Annotated in this window: 11 protein-coding genes; 9 read left to right on the top strand and 2 right to left on the bottom strand. The window is 62.9% G+C overall.

The genetic code is table 11. The features are described from left to right. Window positions 1-17: 17 nt before the first annotated feature. Window positions 18-1,262 carry an MFS transporter gene (locus tag ACNAOH_RS08345; protein WP_443969736.1) on the bottom strand — a complete coding sequence of 415 codons (1,245 nt, stop codon included), beginning with the start codon at window positions 1,260-1,262 and terminating at the stop codon, window positions 18-20. Between the two features lie 44 nt (window positions 1,263-1,306). Next, a complete protein-coding gene (locus ACNAOH_RS08340; protein WP_443969735.1) occupies window positions 1,307-2,170 on the bottom strand; it encodes a hypothetical protein in 864 nt (287 codons plus the stop codon). A 942-nt stretch (window positions 2,171-3,112) separates the two neighbouring features. Here ACNAOH_RS08340 and ACNAOH_RS08335 point away from each other — a divergent pair. The 9 genes from ACNAOH_RS08335 to ACNAOH_RS08295 all read left to right on the top strand — a co-directional run bounded on the left by ACNAOH_RS08335 (window position 3,113) and on the right by ACNAOH_RS08295 (window position 15,837). Then, the gene (locus ACNAOH_RS08335; protein WP_443969734.1) at window positions 3,113-3,694 is read left to right on the top strand and encodes an ANTAR domain-containing response regulator; all 582 of its coding nucleotides are present in this window, start codon (window positions 3,113-3,115) and stop codon (window positions 3,692-3,694) included. After that, entirely contained in the window at window positions 3,691-4,905 is a 1,215-nt protein-coding gene (locus ACNAOH_RS08330) for a CmpA/NrtA family ABC transporter substrate-binding protein (protein WP_443969733.1), read from the top strand. The genes ACNAOH_RS08335 and ACNAOH_RS08330 overlap by 4 nt, the downstream gene beginning before the upstream one ends. 222 nt (window positions 4,906-5,127) lie before the next feature. Next, window positions 5,128-6,375, top strand: coding sequence for a nitrate/nitrite transporter (locus ACNAOH_RS08325; protein ID WP_443969732.1), 1,248 nt, complete (start codon window positions 5,128-5,130; stop codon window positions 6,373-6,375). A gap of 70 nt (window positions 6,376-6,445) precedes the next feature. Further along, entirely contained in the window at window positions 6,446-7,651 is a 1,206-nt protein-coding gene (locus ACNAOH_RS08320) for a hypothetical protein (protein ID WP_443969731.1), read from the top strand. A gap of 201 nt (window positions 7,652-7,852) precedes the next feature. After that, on the top strand, window positions 7,853-10,372 hold the full coding sequence (gene nirB, locus ACNAOH_RS08315) for a nitrite reductase large subunit NirB (RefSeq protein ID WP_443969730.1): 2,520 nt from the start codon (window positions 7,853-7,855) through the stop codon (window positions 10,370-10,372). Continuing rightward, window positions 10,369-10,707, top strand: coding sequence for a nitrite reductase small subunit NirD (nirD, locus tag ACNAOH_RS08310; RefSeq protein ID WP_443969729.1), 339 nt, complete (start codon window positions 10,369-10,371; stop codon window positions 10,705-10,707). Before nirB ends, nirD begins: the two co-directional genes overlap by 4 nt. A 1-nt stretch (window position 10,708) precedes the next feature. Continuing rightward, window positions 10,709-13,318 carry a molybdopterin-dependent oxidoreductase gene (locus tag ACNAOH_RS08305; protein WP_443969728.1) on the top strand — a complete coding sequence of 870 codons (2,610 nt, stop codon included), beginning with the start codon at window positions 10,709-10,711 and terminating at the stop codon, window positions 13,316-13,318. Next, on the top strand, window positions 13,305-14,096 hold the full coding sequence (gene cobA / locus ACNAOH_RS08300; RefSeq protein ID WP_443969727.1) for a uroporphyrinogen-III C-methyltransferase: 792 nt from the start codon (window positions 13,305-13,307) through the stop codon (window positions 14,094-14,096). The genes ACNAOH_RS08305 and cobA overlap by 14 nt, the downstream gene beginning before the upstream one ends. A gap of 166 nt (window positions 14,097-14,262) precedes the next feature. Then, window positions 14,263-15,837 (top strand): ABC-F family ATP-binding cassette domain-containing protein, encoded by a 1,575-nt coding sequence (locus ACNAOH_RS08295; protein WP_443969726.1) that lies wholly within the window; start codon window positions 14,263-14,265, stop codon window positions 15,835-15,837. Window positions 15,838-15,955: the final 118 nt, after the last annotated feature.

Genomic DNA, 15,955 nt, shown 5'->3' with positions numbered 1-15,955 from the left:
GGCGTGCCGGTGGGATATTACGATTGCAGCTTACCGACGCAGCCACGTTCGCGCTTGCACAGGGTTATGCTCGCGAAAAAGCCGACCAACGCGACGGCGGCAATGATCAGGCCAGGTGCTGCGTTCCACCCGGTAGCGCCGATCAGTCCGTTCGCGATTAGCGGTCCCAGTCCGCTTAGCAGCGTGAAGCTTATGTTGAGCGACAGAGCCACGCCACTGAACCTTATTCGAGCTGGGAAAAGCCGTGCCAACAGAAGGGCGAAGCTGCCGTTTGCTCCGGATACTATCAGCGCCAAAAGCGAGAGCACGATCATTAGGTTCGCGTGACCTGTGGCCAACATAATGTAGGCGGCCGGTCCGCCGAACAGAAGCAATATGGATGATGCCATCAAAAGCCACCATGGCGAAACCCTGTCCGCCCACCAGGATGCGCCCAGGAGTGATAGCGACATGAAGAAAAGTGCGACGTTCATCGCGAGCGCCACCGGGTGCCTGTCATAGCCAAGAACCTGCACCAGATATGCCGGCATGTGTGCAAAGAACAGGCCGTTGAACCCTGCGGTGAGCAAAGTGACCCCGCAGCCAAGCAGGATCGCGCCCTGGTGTGTGGCGAGCACTTCTCGAACGGGCCAAGATGACGCGCGGCTCCGCATAAGCAGAAATTCGCGTGTTTCTTCGATCGAGCGTCGCAACCAGAAGCTTAGCAACCCCATCATACCACCGATGATGAAGGCGATCCGCCAGCCATAATCATGCATTACGGCAGGCGGCAGCCACGTTTCCAGTATCAGATTTACTGACGCGGCCAGCAACACGCCACCGTTAACCAGCGCAATGACGATGCCACAGGCGAGGCCAGGTCGGCGCTCAGCGGTTTCGAAGACATATGTGATTGCGCCCGGTAACTCGCCGCCGATGCACAACCCCTGCACGAACCGCAGAAATAGCAGCGTGAGGCTCGCAGCCCATCCCCATGATGCATAGGTGGGAACCAGCCCTATCGCGAAGGTGGAGACGGACATGATGAAGATCGTGACGATGAACACGGTCTTGCGACCATAACGATCGCCAAAATGGCTTGAAACCATCCCACCGAGAGGTCGCGCCAGATAGCCTATCGCAAAGATCGCAAAGGATAGCGATAACGCGTTGAAGCCATAGTCGGGCGGGAAGATGGCAGCGGCGATGAGCTGCGCGAAAATACCGTAAACAATGAAGTCATAAAATTCGAGCGCCCCGCCCATCGCCGTCAGCACGATCATGCGCCATCCGGTTGCTTTGTCCGTTGTCAAAGGCGAGGTCACACTCAGGCACCTTTCGCCGAACCGGCGACGGCACACGCTGCCAGCAAGTCCTTCACGGCAAGGAGGCGCGTCCTGATTATTGGTCTATCAATTGGTTTCAGCCGGTATATCGGCTTACCGCTTCCGTCACGGACAACGATCTCCAACACGCGCTGGCTGTGAATGGAGAGCTGTTGCCACGCGACCAGTTCGGCGAAGTCTTCCGCTGCGGCCGCTGTCGCGTAGATCGAGATAAAGGGACTGGTTGCCAGCGACCTGTATAGGTCCGGCGCTGACGAGATAGGGTTTTTGGGCGACCGCCGAAATGGGGTTGTTGCAAGCAGGGATCCCGCCCAGACGGGCGCAAGGTCTCTGCTGCCTATCCAGACATCGGTGGTAAAGCGCGGATCAAGGGTGGACGTGAGCCGAAGAGCCTGGTCTACGATGTGCGACGCCTCATGCAGGAGCACGTATTCGAGTGCGTTACCGGACGCGTTGATGCTCACCGCCCCCCCGGATGGTTCGTCTGCGAACAGCATTTGCTCTTTGTTCGTCAGGAACTCTGACAGCGATTCTTCGAGAATTCCGGCGCGTAGGGTGAAGTCGAAAATCGCAAACTCGCCGTCGTCGATCCGCGAGGTGAGTCCGCTCCCACCCCCGCCGGATACGTCGATGAAGCTGATGGACCGGAGATGATGACGCAGAATCTCCCGGTGCAACGCCGGCAGCTTCGATAACGCCCGGTCCAGTCTTGCTTTCTCGGATTGCGTCAGCCGATGTGTCTGCGCCTCACTGTGCCCGGCATTCCTGTAGCTCGATAGGGCTTCCGCAGATGGCGGGCCGATGCGCTCGATCAACGGCTTTGCTGGATTGAGACCATATTGCATCTGCTCCGTCGACGTGGACGTTCGAATGACAGGGCAGGGAGCGACCTTTGCCGAACCAGAAGTCTCAGACAACGAGAACATAAAAGCGAATGTGGCCCAGATCTGCGGCCTCAAGCGCAATGAGCGCTGACGATTTGGCATCGTGACGTCTTTCAGAGAAAGTTTTCGTGTCGATAATGCCATAGCATTCGCCGGGTCGAGCAACGAGTGGTTGCAACTGTAAGAAACCGGGACTTTCCGAATTATTGCACACCGCGCATGATCACTGCACCGTGTTCGACAAAGCTAGTCAGGGCTCGAAGCGGTGGCAGTGGGCATTCTGCTTGATCTGCGCGAGCGTGCGAAACAAAATGAGGTTGCCGACGCGGTGAAGCCTTTACCACGTGGGGAGAGCCGCCAATCAACCCTGCGATGCTGATCATCAATGGACCACTGGTCGTCGCAGTGAGATGAACACGACTACCGCGGTCGCGAGCGTTACAGCGGCGAGGCGAACAGTCAGCGGGTTGAAAGCGTGACCGTAGCCCGCGAGCAGTATTGGTAGCGGGACGTGAGGAGCGAGCGCCGACGCGCCATTCAGATCGCCCGTGGCGAGCCGCAGCGCGATCGCCGACGAGTTACCTGGCTGCGGAATGAGGTCTGACACCCTGCGATTGTGCCAGGCCGTTCAGCAGTGCCGTTACCAGCGCTAAAGCAATGCCCTCTCCCGCCACGCGAACGGTTCCAAAGATGCCTGCCGCCATGCCGGCACGTTCGTTAGGCACAACGCTGACCGCAAGACCGTTCATCAATCCCCATGGGAAGCTGATGCCCACGCCGATGACAAGGAGAGCCGGCGCGATCGCGGCAATGCCCGCACCGATCGGAACCTAACGCTTTCCATCAAATTGACGCGCGACCCTGCACGATGCATTTGTGTTCGCAGGTGCGAAGGGGGTTCGGGTGAGAATCGTCATCATTGATGACAGCGGCGCGCGCGCGACGGTGCTGGAAGAAGGGCTGCGCGAAGCGGGCTATGACGATATTCATATCGTCCCGCCGCGCGGCGCGTTCGTCGCCCGGCTGGAGCGTATGGCGCCCGATGTCGTCCTCATGGACCTGGGCAGCCCCAGTCGCGATACGCTGGAGGAAATGCTCAGCGTCAGTCGCGCCCTTGCCCGGCCGATCGCGATGTTTGTGGACCAGTCCGACGAAAGCATGATCGGTGCGGCAATCGACGCGGGGGTCTCCGCCTACGTCGTCGATGGCTTGCGGAAGGAGCGCGTGAAACCGGTTCTCGAACTGGCGGTGCGCCGGTTCAATGCCTTTGCCAAGATTCAGGCGGAGCTGGACGAGGCGCGCACGGCGCTGTCCGATCGAAAAATCATCGACCGAGCCAAGTCGATCCTGATGAACCAGCGCTCCCTTAGCGAGCAGGAGGCCTATGCGCTGCTCCGATCCGCAGCAATGAACCAGGGCAAGAAGATCGTGGAAGTGGCACAGGCTCTCATCACGGCGAGCGACCTTCTGGGAGGAGGACTATGACGACGAGCCTGAAGATCGCCTTTCTTCCCCTGACGGATGCCGCCGTGCTGGTAGCCGCACGGGAATGCGGGTTCGCCGAAGAAGAAGGGCTGGCCCTCGATCTCGTTCGCACGACCAGCTGGGCTACGCTGCGCGATCGACTGGTCTTCGGTCAGGTCGAGGCCGCGCATATGCTCGCGCCGCTCGCGGTCGCCGTGACTCTCGGTCTCAGCCAGCAGCCGGCAGCTTTGGCGGCGCCCTATAAGCTCAACGTCAATGGCAACATGCTCGTCATGGCCGGCGATTTCGCCAAGGCACTGGAGCCCGATGTCGTTGCGCGGCTGTCAGATCCGCTGGGGACGGCCCATGATTTTGCGACAGCCATTGGCCTGTGGCGGCGCAAGCCCGTCATCGGCGTGGTTCATCGCTTTTCCAGCCATTCGCTCATGTTGCGCTACTGGCTGGCGAATGCGGGCGTGGACCCCGACCGGGATGTGGTGCTGCGTGTCCTGCCGCCGTCCCTCACAGTGGAGGCGATGCGCGCGGGCGAAATTGACGGCTTCATCGCGGGCGAACCATGGGGCAGTGCGGCGGTGGCAGCGGGGCTCGCTGAAGCAGTTGCCATTGGTGAGCGCATCTGGAGCCGCGGCGTGGAGAAGGTGCTCGCGTGCCGCGAGAGCTGGCTTCAGGACAATCCCGAAACGGCAGACCGGCTGCTGCCGGCACTCGCGCGCGCAGCAGCCTGGTGTGACGACCCCGGCAACCGGGAAGCGCTGGCAAACCTTCTGGCCGATTCGCGCTATATCGACCAGCCAGCCCATCTCATCGAGAGGGCGCTATCCGGTCAAATCATCGCACGCGCGGGCGATCCCCCCGTTTCCAGCGCCGACTTCATGCTGTTTGGTCGGGAGGCGTCGTCCTTCCCCTGGCGCAGTCAGGCCCTGTGGATCTATTCGCAGCTTGTCCGCTGGGGGATGGTTGCGCATGAGCCGGCCATGGTCGCAAAGGCGAGCGCGGTGTTCCGTCCGGATATCTATCGTCGCGCGCTCGCTGACAGTGGGGTGTCGATGCCCGGTGCGAGTATGAAGGTGGAGGGTGCGGTCAATCAGCCACTGCCCGTCGGGTCTAAGGAAGGCAAGCTGACACTGGGGCCGGATCGCTTTTTTGACGGGCGTGTGTTCGACCCTGAGAAGATCGACGACTATCTGGCGGGCTTTACTCCGCTGCGCTGAACGGCGTTTACAAAATTGTGCCTTGCAACATGAAACGAATCGCGAGATAGTCATCCCTGTCGCGCGATGAGGCGTGACAGATATGGACAGCCGCTCCGCCGATGGAGCCGAGCCTGTCCTCCCAATTTTCGCAGCAAAGCCGCTGAACGGATGTCGCGCAGATCGCGCGGTTGTCCGTCGAGCGGCTTTTTTCGTTTCCACGATCCATCAGGGGGACGTGACATGGCTACCATCATACGCGACATTCGTGCGCCCGAGACCGACAGCGACACCAGTGAAGACGGCTTCTGGCAAGCGGGTCATACGCCTACGCTCATTGCGGCATTTCTGTATTTCGACCTTGCCTTCATGGTCTGGGTGTTGCTGGGACCGCTTGCTCCCGAGATCGCGAAGACACTCGCTCTCACACCCGCAGAAAAAGGCCTGATGGTGGCGACGCCCACGCTGATGGGCGCACTGCTTCGGGTCGCGAACGGCCTGCTGGTGGATCGCATCGGGCCGAAAATGGCCGGTGTGCTGAACCAGATCATCGTCATTGCCGGTCTGTTCGGCGCCTGGATGCTGGGGGTCAACAGCTTCACCGGCACGCTGGCGCTCGGCTTCGTGCTCGGTTTCGCTGGTGCGAGCTTCTCGATCGCGCTGCCGCTCGCCAGCCGCTGGTATCCGCCCGAGCATCAGGGCAAGGCCATGGGCCTGGCTGGCATGGGCAACTCCGGAACGGTGCTCGCCTCGCTGTTCGCGCCGATCCTCGCGAAGATGTTTGGCTGGAACGCGGTTCTGGGCCTTGCCTGCATCCCGCTCACCATCGTGCTTGCGGTCTACATCGTCATGGCCAAGGATTCGCCGAACCAGCCCGCACCCAAGCGGTTTGCGGAATATTTCCTGCCGCTCAAGACCGCTGACGCCTGGTGGTTGATGGGCTTCTATGCCGTCACCTTTGGCGGCTTCTCGGGCCTTGCGTCGTCGCTCACCATCTACTTCACCGATCAGTTCGGCCTGACGACAATCCTCGCCGGATATTGCACGGCGGGCTGCGTTTTCGCGGGATCGCTGGTGCGGCCGATGGGCGGCGCACTGGCCGACCGGATCGGCGGGATCAAGGCGCTGACGATCGTGTTCATCGTCGCGGCGATTGCGCTGGCCGGTGTCGCAATGGCTCCCACGCTCGGGAGCGCGCTCGGCCTGTTCATCTTGGCGATGCTGGCACTTGGCATCGGAAACGGCTCCGTCTTCCAACTCGTGCCCCAGCGTTTCCAGAGCGAGATCGGTGTCATGACTGGCCTCGTCGGCATGGCAGGCGGCATTGGCGGCTTCTACCTTGCCTCCTCGCTCGGTTTCGCCAAGCAACTCGCCGGAACCTTCGCGCCGGGCTTCCTGATCTTTGCGGGGCTCGCTCTGCTGGCCCTGGTGGGAATCACGCTGGTCAAGGGCAAGTGGCGCACGAACTGGGATACGGGCGCACGCATCTGATCTGCTGCGAGGCGGCGCATGGCGTCGCCTCGCCCGACGCTCGATCCGCGCGTCCTGGAGGGGGACTTCCATGAAATGCTTTCTCATTCCGGCGGCCGCACTGGCCGTCGCCGGGCCGGCGTGTGCTCAGCAGATCAGTCTGAAGCCGATCGCCGAAGGGCGGCTTCGCTACGAAACCGTCGATCAGGCCGGACTGTCGAAAGAGGCTAATGCTGTGACCGTGCGGGCCCGTGGCGGTGCGATGGCCACGAGCGGAGCGCTTTCGGCAACGGTCGTGGCCCAGGGGACGCTGGCCTTGGTCGATGATTATTTTGATGGCTTGAAGGGACTGTCGAACCGGCCTCTCGTCGCAGACCCGGAGAATGTGGCGCTCTACATCGTCCAGTTGCAATATCACACAAAGGCCGTGACGCTGACTGCGGGGCGGCAGAAAATCGTGCTGGATGATGAGCGCTTCGTCGGCAATGTGGCGTTTCGCGACAATGCCCAGACCTTTGATGGCGTGCGCGCGGAGCTGACGCCGGCCAAAGGGCTGAAGCTCGACATGGCCTATGTGTGGAGCGTGCGCACCATATGGGGGACCGAGGGGCGCGGGGCGAGGCAAGCCGCCGTGCGTGGTGACAATCTACTCGCGAACCTTTCCTACGCGACCCCGGTCGGCACGCTCACCGGCTTTGCCTATCTGGTCGATCAGGACGAGGCCGCCGTGCAGAGTTTCCGCCTGTCCAGCCAGACCTATGGCGGCCGACTGGCGGGATCGCGCATGCTCTCGAAAGAGGTCAAGCTCGGCTATGCGCTGAGCTATGCGTGGCAGAAGGACTATCATAACAATCCCAGCCAATATGGCGCGGACTACTGGCTGGCCGATCTTTCTCTCGATGTGAAGGCGCTCAAGCTGATGGGCGGCTATGAAGTGATGGGGGCAAGCAGCGGCGCTCCGCTCACCAGTTTCCAGACGCCGCTTGGCACAAACTTCAAATTTCAAGGCTGGGCCGACAAGTTCCTGACCACGCCGCCCAATGGCGTACGCGACCTGTACGCCGGGGCCGGCTATGGCTGGTCGAAGCTGGCGGGTGCAGACGCCGTATCGGTGCAGGCCGTGTACCATCGCTTCGACAGCGACCGGCTGGGCCAGCATTATGGCGACGAGATTGATCTGCTCGCCAGCGTGAAGGTGCGGCGGACGACCCTCTCCGCGCGGTTCGCGCATTATACGGCGCAGCGTTTCGCGACCGACACGCGCAAGCTGTGGCTGCAGATCGACTGGATGCTTTAGACCGGACGCGGCGAGAATCGCTTGCGCCCCGTCGCTTTTGCAGTCATGTTGCAGTGCGAAGGGCGATGAAGCCCGACATTTTCATAGCCGCGAAGATCCGAGGATGGATCATCAAGGCGCATCGTGATGGCAAAGCCGCCATCCAGGTTTCGGTTCAGAGCCGAGGCCCGGATGGCGGCTTTTTCGTTTTGGAGCTTGGGCATGGATTTCCAGGATTATTCTCCCCGCGAGACTGCGGCCGAGGCGCCGGAGCGCGACAGTGCCGCGCCGTGCGAGCATCTGGTGGTGGTGGGCAACGGCATGGCTGGTTGCCGCGCCGTCGAGGAACTGCTGGCGCGCGACCCTGGTCGCTACCGCGTCACCATCTTCGGCGCCGAACCGCATGTGAATTACAACCGCATCATGTTGTCCCCGGTGCTCGCCGGAGAAAAGCGGTTCGATGACATCATCATCAACGATCGCGCCTGGTATGAGAGCAACGGCATCGACCTCGTCGTTTCCGATCCTGTGACAGCCATTGATCGCGCAGCTCGCTGCGTCACGGCGCAGAGCGGCCGCACGGTCGGCTATGACAAGCTGCTGATCGCTACCGGTTCCGATCCCTTCATCATTCCCGTTCCGGGCAAGGATCTGCCCGGCGTCATCAGCTTCCGCGACATGAAGGACGTGGACACCATGGTGGACGCTGCCGAGGCGGGTGGCGACGCAGTGGTGATCGGCGGCGGCCTGCTGGGGCTGGAGGCTGCGCACGGCCTGACGCTGCGCGGCATGAAAGTGACGGTGCTGCACATCATGCCGACGCTCATGGAGCGTCAACTCGACGAAGCGGCGGGCTGGCTGCTGAAGACCGCGCTGGAAGCACGGGGCCAGACGATCCTGACTGGCGCCGATACTGCCGAGATCTACGGCGAGGGGAAGGTCGAGGGCGTGCGCCTGAAAGACGGCAAGGACATTCCTGCCAGCCTCGTCGTGATGGCCGTCGGTATCCGCCCTTCCGTGGCGCTCGCCCGCGAGGCGGGGCTGGATGTCGGTCGCGGCATCAAGGTGGATGACCATATGGTTACCTCCGATCCAGACGTGCTGGCCGTCGGTGAATGCGTGGAGCATGACGGCAATGTCTACGGCCTGGTCGCGCCGCTGTGGGACATGTGCCGGAGCCTGGCTGACGGTCTCACCGGAAAGGCCAACCCCTATCGCGGGTCGGTGACTTCGACAAAGCTCAAGGTCGCCGGGCTCGACGTCTTCTCTGCCGGCGATTTCTCGGGCGCCGGCGCGGGCTGCGAGGACATCGTGCTGCGTGACGCCAGCCGCGGCGTCTACAAGCGCCTCGTTCTGCAGGATGATCGCATCGTCGGCGCCGTGCTCTACGGCGACACTGCGGACGGCAGCTGGTATTTCGATCTTCTCAGGAAGGGCGAGAACGTCGCGGAGCTGCGTGATCTGCTCATCTTCGGTCAGGCCTTCGCGTCGGGAGGTGCCCAGGCGGACCCTAAGGCCGCCGTTGCGGCGCTCTCGGACGATGCCGAGATCTGCGGCTGCAACGGCGTTTCCAAGGGGCAGGTGGTCTCCTGCATCGCCAAGGGCGCGCATAGCCTCGACGCCGTGCGGGCCACGTGCAAGGCATCGGCGAGCTGCGGCAGCTGCACCGGTCTGGTCGAGACGTTGCTCGCGCTCACGCTCGGCGACGATGTTCAGTCCGGGCCGAAGACGATGTGCAAATGCACGAGCTTCACGCATGACGATGTGCGCCGGGAGATCGTCGCACAGGGGATGACGTCGATCCCCGAGGTGATGCAGAGGCTGCACTGGTCAACGCCCGATGGCTGCTCCTCCTGCCGCCCGGCGCTCAATTATTATCTGCTCTGCGCGCTGCCGGGCGATTATGTCGACGATCAGCAGAGCCGCTTCGTCAACGAGCGCCTGCACGCCAACATCCAGAAGGACGGCACCTATTCTGTCGTGCCGCGCATGTGGGGCGGCCTCACCAACCCGCGCGAACTGCGTGCCATCGCTGACGTCGTCGAGAAGTTCAATGCGCCGATGGTCAAGGTGACGGGCGGCCAGCGGCTCGACATTTTCGGCATCAAAAAGGAGGATTTGCCAGCGGTTTGGGCCGATCTCAACGCGGCGGGCATGGTCTCGGGTCATGCCTATGGCAAGTCGCTGCGCACCGTGAAGACCTGCGTGGGGGCTGACTGGTGTCGCTTCGGAACGCAGAACTCGACGGGTCTGGGCGTGCGGTTGGAGAAAATGAGCTGGGGCTCGTGGATGCCGCACAAGTTCAAGATCGCTGTCTCGGGCTGCCCCAGAAATTGTGCGGAAGCGACCATCAAGGATTTCGGCGTGGTCTGCGTGGACTCAGGCTACGAGCTGCATGTTGCGGGCAATGGCGGTATTCACGTTCGCGCCACGGACCTGCTCTGCCGCGTCACGTCCGAGCAGCAGGTGCTCGATTACTGCGCAGCCTTCATCCAGCTCTATCGCGAGGAGGCGCGTTACCTCGAGCGTACCGCGCCGTGGATCGAGCGCGTCGGCATCGATTATGTGAAGGCGCGGATCGTGGAGGACGAGCCCGGCCGAGAGGCGCTGCGCAGCCGCTTCCTCTACTCGCAGAGCTTCAGCCAAGACGACCCATGGGCGCAGCGCGCTGACGGCGCCGAGCGTGAGCAGCACGCGCATATGGCGCAGTTCAAACCCCTTAAAGCGGAGGAAATGGCATGATCGGCGAGTGGCTCGACATCGGCTGGGTGAACGAGATTCCCGTGCGTGGCAGCCGCACGGTCACCGTGGATGGCGCTGGCGAGATCGCGGTCTTCCGGACCGGCGATGACAAGCTGTTCGCCCTGCGCAACAGCTGCCCCCACAAAGCCGGCCCGCTGAGCCAGGGCATCGTCCACGGGCACAGTGTCACCTGCCCGCTGCACAACTGGAACATCGCGCTCGCCACCGGGCAGGCTCAGGGCGAGGACAAGGGCTGCACGCCGACCATCCCGGTCAAGATCGACGGTGGCCGCGTGCTGATCTGCCGGGCAAGCACGCTGAAGGCCGCAGCCTGAGATGACCGGCGCGGTCCGCACCACCTGCGCTTATTGCGGTGTCGGCTGCGGTATCCGCGCGACGGCGAAGGGCGAACGGTCGGTGGAGATAAAGGGCGACCCCGATCACCCAGCCAATGCCGGCCGTCTGTGCTCAAAAGGCACGCATCTGGGCGAAACGGTAGGCCTTGAGGGACGCCTGCTCCATCCGATGATCGGTCAGCGCCCGGCTAGCTGGGACAAGGCGCTCGACTTGGTGGCGAGGCGCTTTCGCGATACCATCGCGCGGCACGGGCCGGACAGCGTCGCGTTCTATGTTTCCGGCCAGCTGCTTACCGAAGACTATTATGTCGCCAACAAGCTGATGAAGGGCTTCATCGGCTCTGCGAATATCGACACCAATTCACGGCTTTGCATGTCGAGCGCGGTGGCTGGCCATCAGCGGGCATTCGGTGAGGATGTCGTCCCGGCCAGCTATGACGATCTGGATGCTGCCGATCTTATCGTGCTGGTCGGATCGAACACCGCATGGTGTCACCCGATCGTCTATCAGCGTATCATGGCCGCCCGCGCGGCGCGGGGCACCCGGCTTGTCGTCATCGACCCGCGCCGGACGGAAACCTGCGAGGATGCGGACCTGCATCTGCCGCTCAAGCCCGGCACGGACGTCGCGCTGATGAACGGCCTGCTTGCCCACTGTCGGCGCGAGGGACTGGTGGACGAGCGTTATCTTGCCGATCATGTCGCAGTCCCGGACGGCTTTTGGGACGCGCTCGATGCCTATCACGATCTGTGGGGTGTCGCGCAGACCTGCGACCTGCCGCCCGCCGATATCCAGCGCTTCTTCGATCTCTTCGCCGCGACCCCGCGCACCGTCACTATGTTCAGTCAGGGCATAAACCAGTCGATCCGCGGCACCGATCAGGTCAATGCGATCATCAACGTGCATCTTGCGACCGGCCGCATCGGCAAGCCGGGCGCTGCCCCTTTCTCCATCACGGGACAGCCCAATGCGATGGGCGGGCGCGAAGTTGGCGGTCTTGCGTCCACGCTCGCGGCACATCGCGGATTTGGCGACGAGGATGTGGCGGATGTCGGTCGCTTCTGGGCGGCCGAGCGCATGGCGACCAAGCCGGGGCTGAAGGCGGTCGATCTCTTTCGCGCCATTGGTGAAGGCCGGGTCAAGGCGCTGTGGGTGATGGCGACCAACCCTGCGGCCTCCTTGCCGGATGCTGGTCGTGTGCGCGAAGCCTTGGAAATCTGCCCCTTTGTCGTCGTTTCCGATGTGGTCGCCGATACCGACACGTCCCACCACGCGCATGTCCGCCTGCCTGCGGCCGCCTGGGGGGAGAAAGACGGCACCGTCACCAATTCGGACCGAACGATAAGCCGTCAGCGGCCGTTCTTCGCCTTGCCGGGAGAAGCCCGGCCCGACTGGTGGATCGTCAAGGAGGTCGCGCAGCGCATGGGCTGGCAGAGCGCCTTCGCTTATGATCGGCCGGCCGATATCTGGCGCGAACATGCCCGTCTCACCGCCTATCGCAATGAGGGCAAGCGCGTGCTTGACCTGCGCAGGCACGCGACGATCGGCAATGATGACTATGACGCGCTGGAGCCGTTCCGCTGGGGTGGCGAGCAGCCCTTCCACGACGGTTGCTTCCTGACGCCGGACGGCAGGGCGAGGCTTGTGCCGGTCATCCAGCGCGAGGCGGAAGCGGCTTTGCGGGACTGGCCGATGGTGCTCAATACAGGGCGCTATCGTGACCATTGGCACACGATGACCCGCACGGGTCTCAGCCCACGGCTCGCGCGGCATCGCGAGGAGCCTCTGGTCGAAATCCACCCGGAGGATGCGGCCGCGCTCGGCATTGCCGATGGTGCACTGGCCCGTGTCAGCACGCCCCAGGGCGAGAGCCTGTTCCGCGTGGCTCATGCGCCCGGTCAGCGCCGGGGCGAAATCTTCACGCCAATCCACTGGACCGACCAGCAATCGACAGGCGGCCGCACCGGTCGACTTGCTCGCCCTCTGGTCGATCCGCACAGCGGCCAGCCGGGCTTCAAGATGGCTCCTGCCCGCATCGAACCCGTCGAGGTCGAATGGCGCGGGTTTCTCATTGTGCAGGGCGACGAGGCGAAAACCCCCGCATGCCTCTGGGCGACTCGCATCGCGGTGCCCGGGGGTGCCCTGTTCGAGATTGCGGGCTTGGGGGACGGGCGCGGCGTGGATGCTGTGCTGCCAAAGGGCGAGCGCATTGAGGCCAATGATCCCGCGCGCGGAACGCGCAGAGTCGCGATAATGCGCGACGGCAGGCTGGTTGCCACGCTGTTCATGACTCGCACAGGCGAATTGCCGGCGCGCGACTGGCTGATATCCCAGCTCACGCGACCGCAGGGGCCGCAAGTGCTGGCCGGCCGCGCGCCGGGCGCGCAGGTGGACCGCGGCACGATCGTCTGCGTTTGCTTTGATGTCGGTGTGCGCACGATCGTCGCGGCCATTCGCGATCAGGGTCTGGCGGACGTTGCCGCCATCGGCGCCGCGCTTGGGGCGGGGACCAATTGCGGTTCGTGCCGGCCCGCGCTCGCCAATATTCTTGCTCAAACCAGCCGGGAGACGCTTCATGCAGCCGAATGATATGATCGCGCCCGGTGAGGTCTGGCTGGTCGGTGCCGGGCCGGGCGATCCCGACCTGCTGACTCGCAAGGCAGAGAAGCTCATCGCGGCGGCGGAGATCGTCTTTTACGACGCGCTGGTAGGGCCGGGCGTGCTCGATCTGATCCCCGAGGGTGTTGAGCGCGTGAGCGTCGGCAAGCGTGCGGGGCGCCATTCGAAGGACCAGCAAAGCATCGACCAGTTGCTCGTCGCCGCAGCACTTGCAGGCAAGCGGGTGGTGCGACTGAAAGGCGGCGATCCGGCGCTTTTCGCTCGCACGGCGGAGGAAGTGACGGCCCTACGCGCAGCAGGCGCTTCCGTGCGGATTTGCCCTGGCATCACGGCGGCGAGCGCTGCGGCGGCATCGGCCAGCCTTTCGCTCTCGCTGCGCGGGATCGCCCGCCGCGTCGTTTTCGTGACCGCCCACAGCCGCAGGGGGCAGGCGCTGGACCTCGACTGGCAGGCTCTTGCGGACCCTGCCTGCACGCTCGCGGTCTATATGGGGCGAGACGCGGCGCCGGAACTCAGCCGCGCGCTTATCGCCGCCGGCTTGCCGGGCGCCACCCCGGCACTCGTGACCTGTGACGCCTCGCTGCCACAGGAGAAGCGGTTCCACACGCGGCTCGACCTCCTGCCGCTCGTAACTTCCACTTTTGCCGACGATCGCCCGACGTTGATCCTGATCGGTGAGGCGGTCGGGCAGGATGGCTCTTGCGTGCATGCTCCTGCGGTAGTGAGCAGATCGATGGCCATCGACTAGCGGCATGGCGACCGTCCTCGCGGCAGCTACCTATGTCTTTTGCAATGCGAACGCATGCTTGCTAAGCTTCATGACGTTCGATCGTTATTAGATCATGCCTGGAGGATGAGATGGACCGGAAGACGCGCTGAAATCGCCCGTCATTTGTGTTGTTTCCGGTGCCGCTATGTCTTCCTTCCTTACGCTCGACTCTCTGGCTTTGGCCGCGCCCGGCGGGCGTCTGCTCTTTTCTGATCTATCCCTGAGCGTGGGGCGCGAATGCGTCGGCGTGGTTGGCCGTAATGGGTCCGGCAAGTCGACGTTGCTACGCGCAATCCTCGGTCAGATGCCGGTGCAATCCGGCACGATAACCATAAATGGTACAATCGGAATTCTGGAGCAGATTGTCACTCCCGACGACGCGACGGCTGCGAGTGCGCTTGGCGTTTCCGAGGCGCTGGCAAGATTGACCCGCATCGAAGCAGGAAATGGGAGCGAAGAGGATTTCGCCGAGGCCAACTGGACTTTGCCCCATCTTCTGGAGGGAGCACTGGCAAATGCCGGCCTTCCCGCTGTTGATCTTGACCGACCAGTAGCGAGTTTCAGTGGGGGCGAGCGCACGCGACTGTCTATTGCTCGCCTGTTGATCGAGCAGCCGGACCTGCTGTTGCTGGATGAACCGACCAACAATCTCGATGAAGATGGCCGGGCCGCGATCGCCGCGCTCCTTCGGGGCTGGAATGGCGGCGCGCTTGTTGTCAGCCACGATCGCGCGCTGCTGGAGGACGTGGATCGTATCGTCGCGTTGTCCTCGGTCGGTGTATCTGTTCATGGGGGTGGGTGGTCGTCGTGGATTGCAGAGCGGGACGCTGCGAGAGCACGGGCTGACGCGGAACTGGTCGAGGCCGAGCGGCAAGTGCGTGCGGCGAAGCAGGCAGCGCAGGCCGTCCGGGAGCGTCAGGCGCGTCGTGATCGGACGGGGCAGGCCTATGCATCGAGCGGGAGTGCGCCGAAGATCCTTATGGGACGCCAGCGGGAGCGCGCTGAGAACAGCGCAGGTCGTGGCGAATCAAGTGCCGAAGAGAGGATCGCGACCAAGGCGGAGACATTGGCGTCCGCCCGCACGCGGATCGCGGTGACAGCCCCGCTCAAGGTAGTGATACCGCAGTGCCACCTGCCACCTAACCGCCTCGCTCTATCCTTTCACAATGTCAGTTGGGAGATCGGAGAGCGGCGCATAATTGACGACCTCACATTTGACCTGCGCGGCCCTGAAAGAGTTGCCCTGATTGGACGCAACGGTGCCGGCAAGACCACGGTTCTCAGGCTGGCTGCGAGCGGCGCTGAGCCGACCGCAGGCTGGATCGAGCGACCGGTGACATTCGCTCTGTTGGATCAGACAGTGACGCTGCTGGAAGGCCCCCTGACGCTGATCGAGAACATGCGGCGGCTCAATCCTGAGCTGAATGAGAACGGTGCGCGCGCGGCGCTCGCTCGCTTCGCCTTCCGCAATACCGAGGGAGAGAAGGAAGTGCAGCATCTCAGCGGTGGCGAACGCCTCCGCGCCGGTCTTGCCTGCGTGCTGTCTGCACCAACTGTGCCGCAGCTTTTAATGCTCGACGAGCCGACAAATCACCTGGATCTTGAGTCGATCGAAGTGATCGAACATGCGCTGCGCGATTATGACGGGGCGATTCTTCTCATCAGTCACGACACGGCATTTCGTCAAGCGATCGGCATTTCGCGGGAGATACCCTTGTGATCGGTATCGCTGATAGCCGGGCGCAATTAATTTAATTGCTTATTGAGTAACGATATAACATGACATATGTGGCGCTCTCCGATGAAGGGTGGAGCAAAGCCATTGCATTTACGACATA

The sequence above is a fragment of the Sphingobium sp. CR28 genome, from assembly GCF_052327305.1.
GTDB lineage: Bacteria > Pseudomonadota > Alphaproteobacteria > Sphingomonadales > Sphingomonadaceae > Sphingobium.
Note: the sequence above shows the minus strand (reverse complement) of the source record. Positions and strands in the feature narration are given on the sequence as shown.

Coding starts and splice junctions, on each gene's coding strand:
- ACNAOH_RS08345 (WP_443969736.1), bottom strand. CDS start 1,262: ATGATCGTGCTGACGGCGATGGGCGGGGCGCTCGAATTTTATGACTTC.
- ACNAOH_RS08340 (WP_443969735.1), bottom strand. CDS start 2,170: ATGCAATATGGTCTCAATCCAGCAAAGCCGTTGATCGAGCGCATCGGC.
- ACNAOH_RS08330 (WP_443969733.1), top strand. CDS start 3,691: ATGACGACGAGCCTGAAGATCGCCTTTCTTCCCCTGACGGATGCCGCC.
- ACNAOH_RS08325 (WP_443969732.1), top strand. CDS start 5,128: ATGGCTACCATCATACGCGACATTCGTGCGCCCGAGACCGACAGCGAC.
- ACNAOH_RS08320 (WP_443969731.1), top strand. CDS start 6,446: ATGAAATGCTTTCTCATTCCGGCGGCCGCACTGGCCGTCGCCGGGCCG.
- nirB (WP_443969730.1), top strand. CDS start 7,853: ATGGATTTCCAGGATTATTCTCCCCGCGAGACTGCGGCCGAGGCGCCG.
- nirD (WP_443969729.1), top strand. CDS start 10,369: ATGATCGGCGAGTGGCTCGACATCGGCTGGGTGAACGAGATTCCCGTG.
- ACNAOH_RS08305 (WP_443969728.1), top strand. CDS start 10,709: ATGACCGGCGCGGTCCGCACCACCTGCGCTTATTGCGGTGTCGGCTGC.
- cobA (WP_443969727.1), top strand. CDS start 13,305: ATGCAGCCGAATGATATGATCGCGCCCGGTGAGGTCTGGCTGGTCGGT.
- ACNAOH_RS08295 (WP_443969726.1), top strand. CDS start 14,263: ATGTCTTCCTTCCTTACGCTCGACTCTCTGGCTTTGGCCGCGCCCGGC.